The sequence below is a fragment of the Sulfurimonas sp. SWIR-19 genome, assembly GCF_020410885.1.
Lineage (GTDB): Bacteria > Campylobacterota > Campylobacteria > Campylobacterales > Sulfurimonadaceae > Sulfurimonas > Sulfurimonas sediminis.
In genome coordinates, this window is record NZ_CP084578.1 from 2,156,614 (window position 1) to 2,172,389 (window position 15,776).

The 15,776-nt window shown below is 39.4% G+C and carries 18 protein-coding genes; 3 read left to right on the forward strand and 15 right to left on the reverse strand.

Annotated elements, in window-relative coordinates:
• Positions 1 to 16 precede the first annotated feature (16 nt).
• The 8 genes from ccoN to LCX93_RS11255 form a co-directional block, all read right to left on the reverse strand.
• On the reverse strand, positions 17 to 1,510 hold the full coding sequence (gene ccoN / locus LCX93_RS11220) for a cytochrome-c oxidase, cbb3-type subunit I (protein WP_226066360.1): 1,494 nt from the start codon (positions 1,508 to 1,510) through the stop codon (positions 17 to 19).
• A 213-nt stretch (positions 1,511 to 1,723) separates the two neighbouring features.
• The gene (gene carA / locus LCX93_RS11225) at positions 1,724 to 2,851 is read right to left on the reverse strand and encodes a glutamine-hydrolyzing carbamoyl-phosphate synthase small subunit (protein ID WP_226066361.1); all 1,128 of its coding nucleotides are present in this window, start codon (positions 2,849 to 2,851) and stop codon (positions 1,724 to 1,726) included.
• Between the two features lie 16 nt (positions 2,852 to 2,867).
• Positions 2,868 to 3,419 (reverse strand): DUF507 family protein, encoded by a 552-nt coding sequence (locus LCX93_RS11230; protein ID WP_193150613.1) that lies wholly within the window; start codon positions 3,417 to 3,419, stop codon positions 2,868 to 2,870.
• Between the two features lie 41 nt (positions 3,420 to 3,460).
• Complete coding sequence (locus LCX93_RS11235) at positions 3,461 to 3,970, reverse strand: MotE family protein (RefSeq protein ID WP_226066362.1); 510 nt, start codon at positions 3,968 to 3,970, stop codon at positions 3,461 to 3,463.
• Entirely contained in the window at positions 3,967 to 4,395 is a 429-nt protein-coding gene (locus LCX93_RS11240) for a flagellar export protein FliJ (RefSeq protein WP_226066363.1), read from the reverse strand. Before LCX93_RS11240 ends, LCX93_RS11235 begins: the two co-directional genes overlap by 4 nt.
• Positions 4,396 to 4,405: 10 nt before the next feature.
• Positions 4,406 to 5,665 (reverse strand): adenylosuccinate synthase, encoded by a 1,260-nt coding sequence (locus LCX93_RS11245; RefSeq protein ID WP_226066364.1) that lies wholly within the window; start codon positions 5,663 to 5,665, stop codon positions 4,406 to 4,408.
• A gap of 23 nt (positions 5,666 to 5,688) precedes the next feature.
• Positions 5,689 to 6,537 (reverse strand): ATP phosphoribosyltransferase regulatory subunit, encoded by an 849-nt coding sequence (locus LCX93_RS11250; protein WP_151899412.1) that lies wholly within the window; start codon positions 6,535 to 6,537, stop codon positions 5,689 to 5,691.
• The gene (locus LCX93_RS11255; protein WP_193150616.1) at positions 6,538 to 7,665 is read right to left on the reverse strand and encodes a pyridoxal-phosphate-dependent aminotransferase family protein; all 1,128 of its coding nucleotides are present in this window, start codon (positions 7,663 to 7,665) and stop codon (positions 6,538 to 6,540) included. It lies immediately after the preceding gene.
• Between the two features lie 90 nt (positions 7,666 to 7,755).
• Between LCX93_RS11255 and LCX93_RS11260 the strand changes: the two genes are divergently transcribed.
• Positions 7,756 to 8,526, forward strand: a complete 771-nt coding sequence (locus LCX93_RS11260) for an undecaprenyl-diphosphate phosphatase (RefSeq protein ID WP_193150617.1) — start codon at positions 7,756 to 7,758, stop codon at positions 8,524 to 8,526.
• A gap of 145 nt (positions 8,527 to 8,671) precedes the next feature.
• Here the strand turns inward: LCX93_RS11260 and rdgB are convergent, their stop codons facing one another.
• Complete coding sequence (gene rdgB, locus LCX93_RS11265; RefSeq protein ID WP_226066365.1) at positions 8,672 to 9,262, reverse strand: RdgB/HAM1 family non-canonical purine NTP pyrophosphatase; 591 nt, start codon at positions 9,260 to 9,262, stop codon at positions 8,672 to 8,674.
• 111 nt (positions 9,263 to 9,373) lie between these two features.
• Here rdgB and LCX93_RS11270 point away from each other — a divergent pair, with 111 nt between their 5' ends.
• Together LCX93_RS11270 and LCX93_RS11275 are read left to right on the forward strand one after the other, a co-directional pair.
• Positions 9,374 to 10,699: an MFS transporter gene (locus LCX93_RS11270; RefSeq protein ID WP_226066366.1), complete on the forward strand. Its 1,326-nt coding sequence runs from the start codon at positions 9,374 to 9,376 to the stop codon at positions 10,697 to 10,699.
• A 66-nt stretch (positions 10,700 to 10,765) separates the two neighbouring features.
• Positions 10,766 to 11,212 carry a nitrous oxide reductase accessory protein NosL gene (locus LCX93_RS11275; RefSeq protein ID WP_226066367.1) on the forward strand — a complete coding sequence of 149 codons (447 nt, stop codon included), beginning with the start codon at positions 10,766 to 10,768 and terminating at the stop codon, positions 11,210 to 11,212.
• Here LCX93_RS11275 and nosD read toward each other — a convergent pair.
• From nosD to LCX93_RS11305, 6 genes are read right to left on the reverse strand one after another with little or no spacing between them, the layout of a single operon-like run.
• Complete coding sequence (gene nosD / locus LCX93_RS11280) at positions 11,193 to 12,428, reverse strand: nitrous oxide reductase family maturation protein NosD (protein ID WP_226066368.1); 1,236 nt, start codon at positions 12,426 to 12,428, stop codon at positions 11,193 to 11,195. The two genes, LCX93_RS11275 and nosD, sit on opposite strands and share 20 nt — an antisense overlap.
• Entirely contained in the window at positions 12,391 to 12,915 is a 525-nt protein-coding gene (locus LCX93_RS11285; protein ID WP_226066369.1) for a PAS domain-containing protein, read from the reverse strand. The genes nosD and LCX93_RS11285 overlap by 38 nt, the downstream gene beginning before the upstream one ends.
• Before the next feature lie 9 nt (positions 12,916 to 12,924).
• Entirely contained in the window at positions 12,925 to 13,392 is a 468-nt protein-coding gene (locus LCX93_RS11290) for a nitrous oxide reductase accessory protein NosL (protein WP_226066370.1), read from the reverse strand.
• Between the two features lie 8 nt (positions 13,393 to 13,400).
• Positions 13,401 to 14,228: an ABC transporter permease gene (locus LCX93_RS11295; RefSeq protein WP_226066371.1), complete on the reverse strand. Its 828-nt coding sequence runs from the start codon at positions 14,226 to 14,228 to the stop codon at positions 13,401 to 13,403.
• The gene (locus LCX93_RS11300) at positions 14,229 to 14,867 is read right to left on the reverse strand and encodes an ABC transporter ATP-binding protein (protein WP_226066372.1); all 639 of its coding nucleotides are present in this window, start codon (positions 14,865 to 14,867) and stop codon (positions 14,229 to 14,231) included.
• Between the two features lie 3 nt (positions 14,868 to 14,870).
• On the reverse strand, positions 14,871 to 15,776 hold the full coding sequence (locus tag LCX93_RS11305; protein WP_151899401.1) for a NapH/MauN family ferredoxin-type protein: 906 nt from the start codon (positions 15,774 to 15,776) through the stop codon (positions 14,871 to 14,873).

Here is a 15,776-nt window from a genome sequence, read left to right on the forward strand (position 1 = left end):
TATAATCCTCCCTTTCTTAAGCGCCCATAGGCGAAGCATTTTGTAATTCAGACTCTTCCACAGGACGAGACGACATAGTTTTATAAATGTTATAAGCAAACATAAAGAAACCGATTAGATATAATAATCCACCTGTACCACGCAGTGCATAGTAAGGGTGTAATACATCAACTGTATCCATAAATGAATACGCCAGGTTACCGAATTCATCATGTGCACGCCACATCATACCCTGTGTAATACCTGCAATCCACATAGAAGTAAAGTATAAAACGATACCTAATGTTTGAATCCAGAATTGTGCAGCCATAAGGCTTTTTGAGTATAACTCACGTTTAAATACACGAGGAGCCATATGATAAAGCGCTGCAATAATCATAAAGCCGACCCAACCAAGTGTACCGTCATGTACGTGACCGACAATCCAGTCAGTAAAGTGCGCGATAGCATTCACCGATTTAATCGCCTGGATAGGACCTTCCAATGTTGAGAACATATAGAATGTTGAAGCAAGAACCATAAACTTGATCAATGGAGATGCCGCAACCTGTTGCCATTCACCCTTCATTGTCAAAAGCATATTGATCGCTGAACCCCATGACGGTAAAATCAGAATTACCGAGAAAACAGAACCCATAGTCTGCATCCAGTCAGGAACAGTTGAGTAAAGAAGGTGGTGACCGCCTGCCCAAAGATATACAAACATCAAACCCCAGAATGCGAGTAAAGAGAGTTTATATGAATAAATAGCCTGACCGGACTCTTTTGGTAAAAAGTAGTAAATCATTGCAATAATAGGCACTGTAAATACGAATGCAACCGCATTGTGTCCGTACCACCACTGTACAAGTGCATCATTTGTACCTGCATACATTGAAATAGAATGGTACCATGCACCGATATTTGTCTCACCTGCTGCAGATGTAGCAAGCATTGTAGGTATTTCCATATTGTTAAACAGGTAAAGCATAGCCACACCCAAGAAAGTAGCAATGTAATACCAGATAGAAATATATAATGATTTCTCACGACGAATACCGATAAGACCGAATATACTCACACCCCAGAGTACCCATACTACAACAATGGCAATATCAATAGGCCATTCAAATTCAGCATACTCTTTAGAAGTAGTAATTCCCATAAAAAGTGAAACAACAACTGCTGCCACACCGATTATATATAACCAAAATTGAAGTTTACCGATAAACATCAAAAATTTAGATTCTGCCATAGATACTTTCAGTACCCTCTGACCAACATAATACCAAGTAGCAAAAATACCACTTAACGTAAAACCAAATGCAACTGCATCAGTATGCAATGGACGAAGACGACTAAAGTTTGTATATTCAGCCAAACCAGCACCGAAGATTGTATTCAATCCAGGGAATGCAAGTTCAAATGCAATAAATACACCGATGGTCATGCCAACAATTCCTAAAATAATTGTTGTTAACATAAACATCTTTGCAACCGTATAGTCGTACTCTAATGGACGATTCTCCATATATAGCCTCCTTAAGATTCAAAGCAATTAAGTCCCTTACATGCATAAATACATCTAAAAGACTAATCAACGTTCATATATTAACAATAGATTTGTTTAATCTATCTTAAAAGTGACATAAAAATGACACTTTTTTTAATATCATTCTAAAAGGAAGCAATTAATTGGGAATTATGTGTTTAGTATAAGAAAATTACGTAAAAAGAGAGAGTTTTATCTTTTTATTAAAGATAAAAACTCGCTAAATATATATCTGCTCTCTTTGGGACCGGGAGAAGCTTCCGGATGGTGTTGCACAGAAAATACAGGCGCGTCATTATAAGACAAACCTTCAATCGTTCCGTCAAAAAGGTTTGTATGTGTCACCTCTGCAATTTCTACAATAGTGTCTGGAACATTATAGTTATGGTTTTGGGCTGTAATTTCCACAAGTCCGGTTTTTTCGTTCTTCACAGGATGGTTGCCGCCGTGATGTCCAAATTTCAATTTAAACGTATCATATCCGTGAGCAATTGAAAGCAGTTGGTGTCCCAGACAAATACCAAACATCGGCACTTTTGCATCTATAAGCTTTTTAATCTCTTCTTGCTCACGTTTAAGCACCAGCGGATCACCCGGACCGTTTGATAAAAATACACCGTCAATCAGTTTTGTCTGATATTTTTCTATCAGATCCTCTGCGATAAAATCATTTGGAATTACTTCAACCTCTATACCGGCACTGACAAGTTCATTTAAAATATTACGTTTGACACCAAAATCAACGGCTACAATCTTTGCCTCTGCTTTTGGAGCTTCGTCATACTTGAATGCTCTGTAGGAAAAAGTACTTGCGTTATGTTTATACGGTTCTTTTGTACTGACCTGTTCAATATAGTTTATATCTTCTATACGAGGAGAATTTTCAAGTATTTTTTTCAACTCTTCTTTATCACTTACCTGTGTTGATGCAACCATCATCATCGAACCTTCCGATCGCAACATTTTTGTCAGATAACGTGTGTCAATATCACAAATGCCCATCACGTCATTCTCAACCAAAAAATCATGCAGTGAGTTTTGTGCCCGGAAATTTGAATAACGTCCCTGATATTTTCTAACTATCATTCCTTTTGCATGTGCCTTTGCACTCTCCATATCCTGGTCATTTACACCGACATTCCCGATTTCTGGCATAGTAAATGTTACAAACTGTCCGGCGTATGAAGGATCACTCATAATTTCCTGATACCCGCTCATTGAGGTGTTAAAAACGATTTCACCGACTTCTGTTTTGTCTGCACCAAAACTGTTTGCTTCCAAAAAAGTGCCGTTTTGTAAATATATCCAAGCTTTTTTCAATGAACTCTCCATGCGTTTACTCCATTCCTCTTTTCATTAATTCTTCCCTGTAAAGTTTTTCATGCAAGATGTCAAATTCGTCAGTACCCGGAATAAATTTTCTCTTATATGAACGTATCTTATCCATTACCGCATCTTCAATTTCCGATGCATCCGCTATAAATGATGTAATGGCATTGTAAATAATATTTTTGATACGGTTTTCCGTTACTTCAAAATGAATCAAATCTTCTTCGTAGAGTTCATCAAGAATTTTGTGCGATATATCCGAATACCGCTCTTCATAATCCAAAATCACTCCGTACTCTGGAGCCAGTTTTTTCTTAATCATAAAGAAAAGCTGTCTCTCATCTGCAAGCATAAACTCAATCTCTTCTTCATTGTCCACACAAATCTCATCTACTTTTTTCTCAAGAGCCATCTCCTGTTTGACATTCTCTTCTAAAACTTTTTGTGCCTCTAGTGCGACACTTTCAAGCCCTTTTGTCATTGTAACAGCACCACTTTTGTTTAAATCAACAGCAATTTTATTTGCTATATGGGGAATAGTTTTTAGAGATATTTTCATAGATTCAGCCTGCTTATAAATTAAATTTAAGTATTTTACAATTATTTAGCTAATAGTTGCGTTAACTTTGATGCTTTTTTTGGATCCATTTTGGTTAATATTTTTCCTACTACTTTCGGTTTGAGAGACTGCAAAATGGCCGCTGCTTCTTTTTCGTCCATGTCCGAGAGTACATTTGCCGCAGCCCCTGCTTTCATCTTTGCAAATGTTTGCGATATTTTATTCATCTTTATCGATTTCAGCTCTTTGAGTATTTGCACATCTTTCTCAAGCATTGCTTTTATTTTCTTCTCTTTTTCGCTGATCTGCTCCAGTTTGGCATTTACTTCTTCTTCTTTCAAAGAAAGTTTTGCCTCTTTTTGTTTCAATAACTCTTCAGTAGCCGTTTTCAAGGCATTTAATGCCTGTTTTTGCTCATCTATACGTTCAAGTTCAACCAAAAGTTCATTTTTTCTTTCATTGAATATCTGGGTACATTCAAAAAGTTTGTCACTGTTTTGTATCGAAAAAAGCGAAGAACAGAGAAATGCGGTAAGTAAAAGATATTTCAAGAGGCTTCCTTGCTTTTGTTTGTATAGGTCATCAGAGCAATTTCATCCAAATCTTTTGCCTCTTTTATTTTTATTTTTTTCAATGCTTTTTGTATCTCTTCATACTCTAAATATTTATACTTTTCATACTCTATCATATTTTTTTTCAACACCTCTTTTGCCTGTTCTACTTCGTTTTTTGCATATTGCAGCCATGTCTGATTATGCTGTATCACGGCTCTTTGTGCATCCAAAAGTGCCCTTCCTGCCATAAATTCTGCTATTTTTCCATGTGAGGGGAGAGAGATTTCCTGCAAAAACGCCAGAGAATCTTCCAGCGCTTTTTTTGCTTTTTGCAGGTTTGTGTTTGCCTCTTGCAAAACACGTTCACTCTTTTGCATAATGTTTTTCTTTACATGGACCAAAGAGGTGAAACGTGTTTTCAAAGATACATCCTTATAAAATAATTGTGTCTTCTCTTTCCGGTGATGTAGAAATTATACCGACTTTTGTTTTACTTATCTCTTCAATAAGCTTCACATAATCCTGTGCGGAAGCAGGCAGCTCCTCAAATGTTCGCGCACCCACTGACTTGTCCCAGCCTTTAAACGTTTTGTAAATCGGTGTTACATTTTCCAGATCAATCGGTACATAATCTATAGTCTTGCCTTTATATTCATAGGCAACGCAGACTTTTACCTCATCAAAACCATCCAGCACATCAAGCTTCATCAGAGCAAGTTCATCACAGCCGTTCAAACGGCTTGCATAACGCGTTGCAACTGCATCAAACCAGCCACAGCGGCGTGCGCGTCCTGTTGTTGTACCAAATTCATGTCCCTGCTCACCAAGACGTTTGCCGTCTTCTCCCTTGTCTTCACTCGGAAAAGGTCCGTTGCCTACACGGGTACAGTAGGCTTTGACAATACCTGTCACTTTTCCGATATCTTTGGCATTGAGTCCAAGACCGGTACAGGCTCCTGCACTCACCGTTGAAGAAGAGGTCACATACGGATAGGTTCCATGGTCAATATCGAGCATAGTTCCCTGTGCACCCTCAAGTAAAACGCGTTTGCCCTCACTGTCCAGCGCGCGCCATACCATCTGTGTGGTATCTGTAATAAAAGGCGCCAGTTTTTCTTTGTATCCTTCAAGTTCAGTCAAAAGTTCCTCTTTTTTCGGTGCATGCAGATCCATAACATCAAAAATAGGCTTGTTCTGCTCAAAATAATCCAAAATAGTCTGACACAGTTTTTGAGGATTTAACAATTCCCCCACACGATGTCCGATGCGGTTAATTTTATCAGAGTATGCAGGACCTATTCCTTTTCCTGTTGTTCCGATAGCTTTATCACCTTTAAGCTTCTCTTTTGCCTGATCAATCATTGCATGATACGAAAGATTCAAATGTGCCTTATCTGAAATATACAAACGACCCTCAAGCCCTTCAAACTGCTCCATCTCTTTGATGATTGATGACGGAGACAATACGACGCCGTTTCCTACAACATTCACTGCTTTTGGATTCAAAACACCAGAAGGAATCAGGTGCAGTGCATATTTTACACCGTCAACCCAGATAGTATGCCCGGCATTATGCCCGCCCTGGGAGCGACAAACCATATCATATTCCATTGCAAGTTTATCTACAATCTTCCCTTTTCCTTCATCGCCCCATTGGATTCCTACAATCACATCTGCTTTATTTGTATACATATTTTCTCTTTTCCTCTTTTTTTCTATTGCTCTAAGGCTTCACACAAAGTATCTGTATAAATTGCAAACCCTACAGATGTTAAATCTGAATCTTTATATCTTCCGCCCCGTGCATAGACTTCATTGCCTACTATACATCTGAAAAACAGCTCATCATAATAGAGCATTTTTGCATAATACATTGGTGCCAAAACAGCATTTTCACAGGCAATTTCCGCGCACAGTTCTTTCATCTTCAAGAGTTCTTTTTTAATTGCTTCAGGTACCTTGTGAAGCACATCGTCTATCTGCTCCACATACTGCAGATAAACAAGCTCACTCAGCCATTCGACTTTGAGATTCAAAAACTTGTCAATGTTGATATGTCTGAAATCATCTATAGTCAGTTCATCAAACATTGCAACCAGCAACTCGGGTATTTTAATATTTGAAATCTGCATCAGAGGCTTTACATGTAAGCGTTCAAAAATTTCTATTGCCAGCGTTGCCACACAAGAGAGTTTTTTCTCCCCCATAAATTCCACACCGACCTGATACTGCTCGTTTGTCGGGTAGGTAAACACAGGCTGAATATAGAACCACTTTTTCTGTTTCGTATTGCTTCCGAGTCTTTTTTTTATAATGCGTACAACATCTATTGTCGAGTCCGCACGCAAAGAAAGCGCATTGTTTTTTTCATCATTTATGCGAATCAGTTCTCTTTGATCTGCAATACTTTGATGCTGATGGTAGGAAAAAACAGGAGTTACTATCTCTTCGTAGCCGTTGGCATCAAGAATATCACTTGCAGTTTTTTCTATCTGGCGTTTTATCTTGGCGGATTTGCCAAAATAGAGCTTTGAACCGTTCGGTATTTCATGTTCAAGTATCATTTATATCTCTTTTTTTTCTAATGCGGTTTTAAAGTAGACTTCATTATAGACTTTTGAAGCAATGCCCGCATACTCCAAACGGCCCAAACGGTGTAAAATCAACTCTATCGCATTGACAACCCAGACAGATTCGTAAGGAGCAATAAGCCCCATCTGATTAATTCTGAAAATTTTACCTTTTAAATGGTCCTGCCCGCCGGCTACATTTACCCCATACTCCTCTTTCAAAGCGGAGCGGATTTTTGCCGCATCTTTGTCATCAATGGTTGTCATACTTTTTGCAGGTACTTTCGGATAAGAGTGCAGGCCTATCGCTTCAAGTGCGGCTCTTGTCGCTTTGGCACGTCTTGCGGTGTTGCAATAGAGCACACCGAAACCGCCCTCTTTTTTTATTGTCTCCAGAACTTCCAAAAGCCCGATAACAAGTGTCGTGGCAGCAGTATAGGCTGTTGTGTTCTGACGCTGCTTTTTGATTTCGGACGCAAGATTAAAATAGTAGCCTCTGCCCTCACCGATTTTTTCTATTGCAGCATTTGAAAGGCCTATAATTGCAAGTCCCGGAGGCAGCATAAGTGCTTTTTGACTGCCTGCTATCAACGCATCAATATTTGTCACATCTATACGTTCAACACCGACAGCGGTAATCCCGTCTGCTATAACCATAATATCCGGGTTGATTGCCTTGAGCGCCTCTGCTATCTCTTCCACGGGATGTCTCAGTCCGCCCGCACTTTCAGAAATCTGCACAGCCACAGCATCAATGTCGCTGTTGGATTTTACAGCGGCAACAACATCTTCAACACTGACAGGTGTGTCCCACTCATTTTTTATCTCAATATTTTTGAGTCCGTGTGCTTTGGCAATTTTTCCAAAACGCTCGCCGAATTTTCCTGAATTGACACTTAAAAGTGTGTTTTTACACAGGTTGACTACTGTTGCTTCCATAGCGCCTGTTCCGCTTGATGCAATCATAACAACTTCATCAGTAGCAAAAAGTTCAAAAAGATGTTCGCGTGTTTTTTCAAAAATAGCTTCAAATTCAGGGGTGCGATGGTGCATTGTCTCATCAGCCATGGCATTTCTAACATTTTGCGGTACTGGTGTAGGACCGGGTGTAAAAAGTAACATATGTAATTTCCTGTGAGTTTTAGGTTGTTTAAAAATAAAACCTCGTATTATATCGAAATAAGTTTAAATTTTAAAAAAGAAGGTTCTTTCATGACATTGTCCGACTCTGTTTTACTAGGTATAATTGAAGGTTTTACCGAATTTCTTCCCATATCTTCAACCGGTCATCTGATTGTAGCGAGTCAATTTTTGGGCATAGACCAGACAAATGTTACCAAAGCGTATGAAGTCATCATCCAGTTTGCAGCCATTTTGGCTGTTGTCCTCAACTACAGAGAAAAATTTACATTCAAACATATTTCTTTATGGACAAAAGTTTTGCTTGCCTTTTTGCCTATCGGTATTGTCGGTTTCATTTTTTCACACCAGATCAAAGCACTTTTCAGTATCAATATTGTTGCGATTATGTTTATCATAGGCGGAATTATATTTTTAATTGTCGAAAAGTTTTATATTCCCAAAGAAAAAAAACTTACAGAAGATGTCGAAGATGTTACACTCAGACAGTCTTTGTGGATCGGTATTGCGCAGATTTTTGCACTCATCCCCGGAACTTCACGTGCGGGAGCTACCATTATCGGAGCACTTTTAGTCGGTTTGGACAGAAAAGCCAGTGCGGAGTTTAGTTTTTTGCTTGCTTTTCCTGTAATGGGTGCTGTCAGCGGATACGACCTGCTTAAACATTACCATGAATTTTCCTCTGCAAACATCGAGGCATTGGCTGTCGGTTTTTTTGTTGCTTTTGTTGTTGCCTATCTGACAATCAAGCTCTTTTTGAAATTTTTGGAAAAATTCACCTTTGTTGCCTTTGGTGTATACAGAATTCTTTTTGGTGTGATACTTTTAACGCTATTTAACTAATGGCACACTTTTTGCTGAGTCTCTCCTGTTAGACATTTTAAATCTACAAGGAGATATCATGCAAAGAATCAGCAGATACAGCGATCACTTACATGTATTACTCAGCAAATTAGAAAAAACCTTCTATCTGGCAAGCCGTAAGTTCTTATAGACTTTTTAAAATTTTACCCGCCAGTTTTAAAGCCTGGGAACGGTGAGAAAGCTCTTTTTTGACTTTTTCATCCAACTCTCCCAGTGTTTTTTCATAGCCGAGCGGTACAAACATCGGGTCATATCCAAAACCGCCTTCCCCTTTTGCCTCAGTCAAAGCCTCTCCGTGCATCCATCCGTGTACTGTTTTTTCAATCCCTTTTGTCACAATGGCAATGGCTGCCGTATAGTGTGCAGGAGAGCTCGTCACACCTTTTACTTTGATATCCTGCATAAGCTTTTGCAGATTCTCTTTGTCATCTGCCCCTTCTCCTCCGTATCTGGCACTGAAAATTCCCGGTGCCCCTCCGAGTACATCCACACTTATGCCACTGTCATCAGCCAGTACAATTGCATTTTCATCACCCAGGGCCTTGTAAACCGCACGCGCTTTAATCAGTGCATTCTCCTGAAATGTATCGGCATCTTCTATGATTTCAAAAGCATCGATTAAATCTGTATAGGGCACTACTTCATATTCACTGCAAAGTTCTTTGATCTCTCTGACTTTTCCCTTGTTTGATGTTGCTAAAACCAGTTTTTTCAATTTCTTTCCTTAAATTATCTTTTAAATTATATTATTTATCTTTTGCAAATCAATTATAAATAATAGTTGCTCTATAATTACAAAATTATACACTAAAACAAAAGGATTTTTATGTTCAAAAAAGTTTTACCGCTCTCCAGTATTCTTTTTCTCAGATTTTTAGGACTTTTTCTCGTTTTACCGGTTCTTTCCGTTTATGCTCTTGACCTGGAAGGGGCCACGCCTTTTCTTGTCGGTGTTGTTGTCGGTGGCTATGCCCTGACACAGGCTGTTTTTCAGGTTCCTTTTGGAAGCATGAGTGACAAAATCGGAAGAAAACCGACGATACTCTTCGGTCTGCTCATCTTTTTGGTCGGTTCACTCATCTGTGCCTACTCAACAGATATATATACCTTGATGATTGGACGCTTTTTACAAGGTGCAGGCGCTATCGGTTCTGTTGTCACTGCTATGATTGCCGACCTGGTTGAAGAGAAGCAGCGTGGTCATGCAATGGCAATCATGGGCGGTTTTATCGCTATGAGTTTTGCCGCTGCTATGGCACTCGGTCCGGTTATTGCCGCAGAATTCGGCATCAGTGTTATCTTTGTTATTACGGCAATTTTATCACTTGTTGCTATTGTTATTCTGTTTACAAAGGTACCGACACCGCCAAAGATAAAACACATCTACCACGGAAAAACCAAAACAGCAGACATTTTAAAAGATCCGAATCTCTTAAGTATGATTATCATCAATGCAATGCAAAAAGGTCTGATGACTGCCGCGTTTGTCATCATTCCCGTCTTCTTGACCAAGCCGGAATACGGTTTTGGCTGGGAAAAGAGTGATCTGTGGATGGTCTATGTACCTGCCATGATTGCAGGACTTGTTGCGATGGGACCGGCTGCTGTATTTGGAGAAAAAAGAAATATTCCAAAACAGATCTTTTTACTCTCTATCGTGCTGTTTATCGCTTCCTTTGTGATGATGGGAACAACCTCATCGAGTGCTGTTTTTGTCACTGCCGTTATCTTCTTTTTTGTGGCCTTTAACATGATGGAACCGCTTGTGCAGTCTATGATCAGCAAGTTTGCAAAAGTACACCAGAAGGGTGCCGCTCTAGGGATTGCAAACTCTGCGGCATATTTTGCAACCTTTTTGGGCGGTACCTTTGCAGGACTCTATCTTGATGCCAGTTCCAGAGAGACTTTGGGACTTACCATCGGTGCCATTGGTCTTTTATGGCTTATATGGACACTCTTGAAGATGAAAAATCCTACAAGATATTCTCATTTGATTATTCCCCAGAATGAAGTGGACTTTGATAAACTCAATGCCCTGGAAAGCGAACATATTGCGGAGTGGTTCATTAATGAAACAGAACATGTCGTCGTCATAAAATATGCAACGGAAAAACTCGAAGAAGAGACACTCAAAGCACAGATAATTAAATAGTACTTGATATATATCATCTTCTAAAGAATAAGAATAAGTTAGAATAATCAAAAAAGGGATTTGCCTATGCGATTATTCTTTCTGTCAGTCACGCTTCTATTGAGCCTGCTGAGTATAACCGGATGCGAAAAAAAGTCTTCTTTGAAAGCCCACGAAGTACATTTTGACCGAGACATGTGTGCACGCTGTGCAATGGTTGTCAGCGACCGGAAAAACACGGTCCAGGTCATCAACCCCTCAAACGGAAAATATTACCCCTTTGATGACATAGGATGTATGGTTCTTTGGTTTCATGATGAGCAGATTCCCTGGAAAGACAAAGCTGTTATCTGGGTAACAGATGCAAAAACAGGAAAATGGATCAATGCAAGAACCGCCTACTATGACACTGAAAACATCACCCCGATGGCATACGGATTTTCTGCTCATGCTTCCAAAAATGCTATAGCCAAAGATCAGGAGATTATAGATTTCAATGAAGTGCTCAGACGTGTCAAAAAGATCGGAAGATAGGTTTTTTGTCCTCCATAATTAAATCCGGCTCTATAAAAGGGGCCAGTTTAAGCAAAAAATCAAGCAGACTCATCACCGGAGCCGCGTAAAAGAACTTGACTTTATGGTTCTCCTGCCACAGCAGATCAGCATGCTGATAAACACGGTAGGGAGTATCACCGATTCCGTCACCGTTTGCATCAAAACCGTCATATCTGTCCCAGTAATTATACTCCACCACATTGGAAGCATCAAAATCGCCTCCGATATCTTTGAGAACATCATCAATATTTCCAAAAAATTTATTATGCACAATTGTGTTGTCTCTGATGGAAGCATGAAAATGCAGTGCTTCGGCATTATAGGCTATTTCATTGTTTTTAAAGAAGCGTTTCATTCCCCGTGCTTTTTCAGCCCCTTGAATATAGATACCTTTGGCATTGTAACGCACACTGTTGCCTGTAAATATAAAATCAGAAACATCTCCTATCATGACACCGATGCCTGCGGCTCCAGTGGAACTGTAAATTTTGTTTGCAAGAATTTTTGTATCTTTTGCCCCCATAAACATCATGCCTACGGAGTTGTACATGTAACGGTTGTGTTGCAATACATTTGCATTGCTTAATTCCAAATATGTTGCAAATCTGTTGTGTGTAAAGGTATTGTCCTGCAAAAGATTGTGGTGTGAGTAGTTCAGGGTTACATCTCTGGTATGGTGGATGCTATTGCCTCTGATGGTATTATAATGGGAATAATAGAGTTTCAGTCCATTTCCGCGAAGGGCAATGTCATTTTTTGCCACTGTAATATCATTATGCAGAATGAAACTCTGCTCTACTCTGTCCATGTCAATTCCATATAAAACATTTTGCACTCTGCAATTGCTGATCTCGCAATGTTTTACCTGTTTCAGGGCAACAGCAGCATCAATTTTTTGCATATTTTTTCCGCTGTTGCTGATAAGAAGATTTTTTAGACAGACTCGGGAACTGTGTATAGTGATGACCGAAGCATTTCCATCGCCCCTAATTTCGACATTTTCCCCGATTCCAACAAGTGTAACAGGTTTGTCAATGACAAGATTGCCATAATATATGCCGTTATGCAGCTTGATGACAGCATCTGGTTTGGCTTTGTTCAGAGCATCCTGCAAAGGATTTGCAAACAAAGAAGAGACAAAAGCCAGGAAAAATATACTAATAAAATTTATGAATCTCTTCCATAATGTTTGCAAACTCTATACTCTCGCCTTTTTCTTTTAAAAATGCAACAAGGTACTTTTCACTTGCGGCAATTCCCTCTTTTTTTTCAATTTCCAAAAGTTTGGCATACAGATCTGCCAAAATCTCTATCACATGCCTTGAAATTTTTTTTCGTGAGGCATGGTAGCCTATAATTTTCCCCGTGTCTGTGTCTTTTCTGATTTCAAACTCGGTAAATATCCAATAATACCGCCCGTCTTTTGCCAAATTTTTCACAACGGCATTAATGTTTTTTCCCTGCTGAATAGTCTCCCATAAAAGTTTAAAGACCACTTTTGGCATATCAGGATGGCGGACAATACTGTGAGGCTGTCCTATGAGTTCTTCTTGTGTATATCCTGAAACTTCCTGAAAATAGTCATTGGCAAAAGTAATCCTGCCTTTTTCATCTGTCTCACTGACAATATATCTTTTTGGATCCAGTACAATCTCTTCGTCTTTTGGTATGGGTTTTTTCATTTTTCTCTCCTACAGGCTGTCGTTGAGCCAGTTAATAAGTCCTCTGTTAATCTCTCTAAAACCTAAAATGCGTTTTCCTTTGTGCCTTTTTGCAAACTCTTCCGCTCTTTTGTACGAGTCAAAAGGTATGAGATCATCACCCGAAGGAGAGATCGTATCGCTTCCGTACACATAAAAAGCCCCCTTGGCTTTGATAGGTTCTGCCGTTGCAAAATCAGTCACATAAATGTTTTTGAAATCACTCTCGTGTCTGATATTGTATTCCGGCCATGCGGCAGGTCTGAAATAAAATTCAAACATGGATTTGGGAGAAACAAAAAATATTTTCTTTCCGTTTGCCAGTTCTATCTTCGCGACCCATGTCGGATATTTGTAGACTTTCATCTGTCTTATCAACCCTGTCGTATTTTTGTCATAATTCATCTCATACGAGAACAACAGCGTTGCAAACAGGACCATACTCATAATTTTTTTCATAACAGCTCCTAGACCAAATCTTTTTTCTCAAATATTTTATATCCGAGATACGCAAACCCAATCCCCAAAACAAGAGGATACCCAATCGCAAGCAGCACAAAAGTTGTCTGACTTACAGAGTCAAGTATATAATAGGCAACCGGACCCATCACTGTCAACTGTGGATCAAACAGTGATATGGCTGCCACCCGGAAAATCTCCATAGGGTTTAACAGCGCTATGGTGATAATCAAACCTTCACTAAAACGTTCCTGCATCATCAGTGAAATAAGAGCAATGTCTATAAATGCCAGTAAAAATATCCAGATAAAAAAGGCAATGCCCAAAGCCACTTCGGACGACTTTACAAAAGAGGAGATAAAAAAGGCAATACCCAGAAATGTGGCACTCATCGCAAACAAAAGTCCGGTATACAAAAAGAAAATACCCCAGGGAATTTCGGTTCCCTTAAAAGCACCGTAGACAACGGCAATCACCATCGCAAAAACAACAGGCAGATAGACGGTAATAAACCGCCCGATAATCTTCCCCCAGTAATACTGTTTCAAAGAGATAGGAAAAGAGAGCATATACTCCAAAATATGACTGTCTCTGTCCCCCGAAATTGAACGAACCGTCGTAATCAAAATAAATATAGGCAAAATAACAATTGTTATCTGAATATACATTAACAGCAGACGGCTCAGCCCGCTAAAACCCATCACCTGCGATTCGGTAACACCTGCAATAAAAAACAGAGCAATCAGCCCGCCAAACACAAGCGAATAGACTAAAAACCATTTCGCCCGGATTGACTCTTTTAAGTCCAGGTATGCAATTAAATATAAATTTTTCATTTAAAATCTCTCATCTGATACAATTTTTCCCATATCCATATAGATCTGCCTGTTGACCAACTCCTGTACCTCTTCAAGCCTGTGCGTTACAAAGAGCAAAACCTTCTCCTGCTCGTTTTGCCTGAGCAGTCTGTAAAAATCATCTCTGGCTTTTGGATCAAGGTTTGCCGTCGGTTCATCATAAATGATAATGTCACTCTTTTTTGCCAAAGAGATTGCGATAAGAAGCTTCTGTTTCATTCCTCCGCTGAGCTTGAAAAATGATTTGTTCAAATTGGCATTTATGTCGAGTTTCATTTCATTCGCATAATGTTTCACCAACTCTTTGTCCACCTCGGCACTCACACAGACATACTGAATCAGTTCCTCAATACTGAGCTTGATAGGCGGCGGAAGCTGCGGCACAAAACTGATATGAGATAAAACATCGACTCTCTTTTTTACAGGATTCAACCCGTTAATCAGCACCTCTCCGGTATCAGGATGGTAGTACCCCAAAATCGAACGAATGAGTGTTGTTTTTCCTGCACCGTTTGCGCCCATAAGTGCTATGGACTCGTTTTTTCTAAATTCACAGCTGACATTGTCAAGAGAAATGTTCTGTCCGAATTTTTTTGTTACATGGGATATCTGAATCATAATTTACACCAAACTTTTTAATCGAAAATCGAAATTGAGCGCATCTTCATGGCAAACATCTATGCATCTTCCGCATAAAGTACAGTCCGCACCCGTAATGTACTCTCTTGTGATGCCCTCTTCTTCTCTTTGTTTGTCATATTTTGCTTTTGTAATTTCCAAAACCTGATTTTCAAAACAGACATCATGGCAGACCATACAGTGATCACAGTTGTCATTCCATTCAACACGCAATGCGGAGACTTTTCCTATCATGCCGTAGGTTGTGCCTATCGGACAGATATATGTACACCAGGCCCGGCGTGAAAAAAAGACCTCAAAAGCAAGCACCACCAAAACCCAGACGAGTGCCAGACTCCAGCCGTACGCAATTGCACGGGAGAGTATTCCCACAACATTAAAGGTTTCAAAAACAAGATAGCCGCTTGTAAATGAGAGTATAAGAAAAATTACCCAAAAAGCATAACGGATTCGATGGTCAAACCTTCTCTCTTTTATAATTTTTTTGTGCACCAGCGTATCATGCCACTTTTCACCTATTTCACTCAATATTCCATACGGACAGACCCAGGCACAATAGCTCCTGCCCCCAACCAAAATATAAAAAAGTACAATTGTACTGACACCGATAATGATGTTTATATGCAAATGGTGTTCTGCCATCAACATCTCTAAAGTTGTAAAAGGATCAATCAGATGAAAGCCTAAAAAACGTGAACCGTTTAATGTTCCTTCGAGCATTTGAATATCCACAGCAAAAGATAAAAAGAACATCAGATGAATTACTATAACAAGAATCCATCTTTTGGCTCTGTAGCTCAGAACCTTTTTTCCCTCTTTTGTCGTGTTGTAGAATGTTGACCAGAAAGTTGTTCTTTTTATCGTCTCTCTATTATGATACTTATCCAT

Excerpts from the sequence above, each read along its gene's own strand:
- ccoN (WP_226066360.1), bottom strand. The coding sequence starts at position 1,510 with ATGGAGAATCGTCCATTAGAGTACGACTATACGGTTGCAAAGATGTTT.
- LCX93_RS11230 (WP_193150613.1), bottom strand. The coding sequence starts at position 3,419 with ATGAAAATATCTCTAAAAACTATTCCCCATATAGCAAATAAAATTGCT.
- LCX93_RS11245 (WP_226066364.1), bottom strand. The coding sequence starts at position 5,665 with ATGTATACAAATAAAGCAGATGTGATTGTAGGAATCCAATGGGGCGAT.
- LCX93_RS11250 (WP_151899412.1), bottom strand. The coding sequence starts at position 6,537 with ATGATACTTGAACATGAAATACCGAACGGTTCAAAGCTCTATTTTGGC.
- LCX93_RS11255 (WP_193150616.1), bottom strand. The coding sequence starts at position 7,665 with ATGTTACTTTTTACACCCGGTCCTACACCAGTACCGCAAAATGTTAGA.
- LCX93_RS11260 (WP_193150617.1), top strand. The coding sequence starts at position 7,756 with ATGACATTGTCCGACTCTGTTTTACTAGGTATAATTGAAGGTTTTACC.
- LCX93_RS11270 (WP_226066366.1), top strand. The coding sequence starts at position 9,374 with ATGTTCAAAAAAGTTTTACCGCTCTCCAGTATTCTTTTTCTCAGATTT.
- LCX93_RS11275 (WP_226066367.1), top strand. The coding sequence starts at position 10,766 with ATGCGATTATTCTTTCTGTCAGTCACGCTTCTATTGAGCCTGCTGAGT.
- LCX93_RS11285 (WP_226066369.1), bottom strand. The coding sequence starts at position 12,915 with ATGAAAAAACCCATACCAAAAGACGAAGAGATTGTACTGGATCCAAAA.
- LCX93_RS11290 (WP_226066370.1), bottom strand. The coding sequence starts at position 13,392 with ATGAAAAAAATTATGAGTATGGTCCTGTTTGCAACGCTGTTGTTCTCG.
- LCX93_RS11295 (WP_226066371.1), bottom strand. The coding sequence starts at position 14,228 with ATGAAAAATTTATATTTAATTGCATACCTGGACTTAAAAGAGTCAATC.
- LCX93_RS11300 (WP_226066372.1), bottom strand. The coding sequence starts at position 14,867 with ATGATTCAGATATCCCATGTAACAAAAAAATTCGGACAGAACATTTCT.
- LCX93_RS11305 (WP_151899401.1), bottom strand. The coding sequence starts at position 15,776 with ATGGATAAGTATCATAATAGAGAGACGATAAAAAGAACAACTTTCTGG.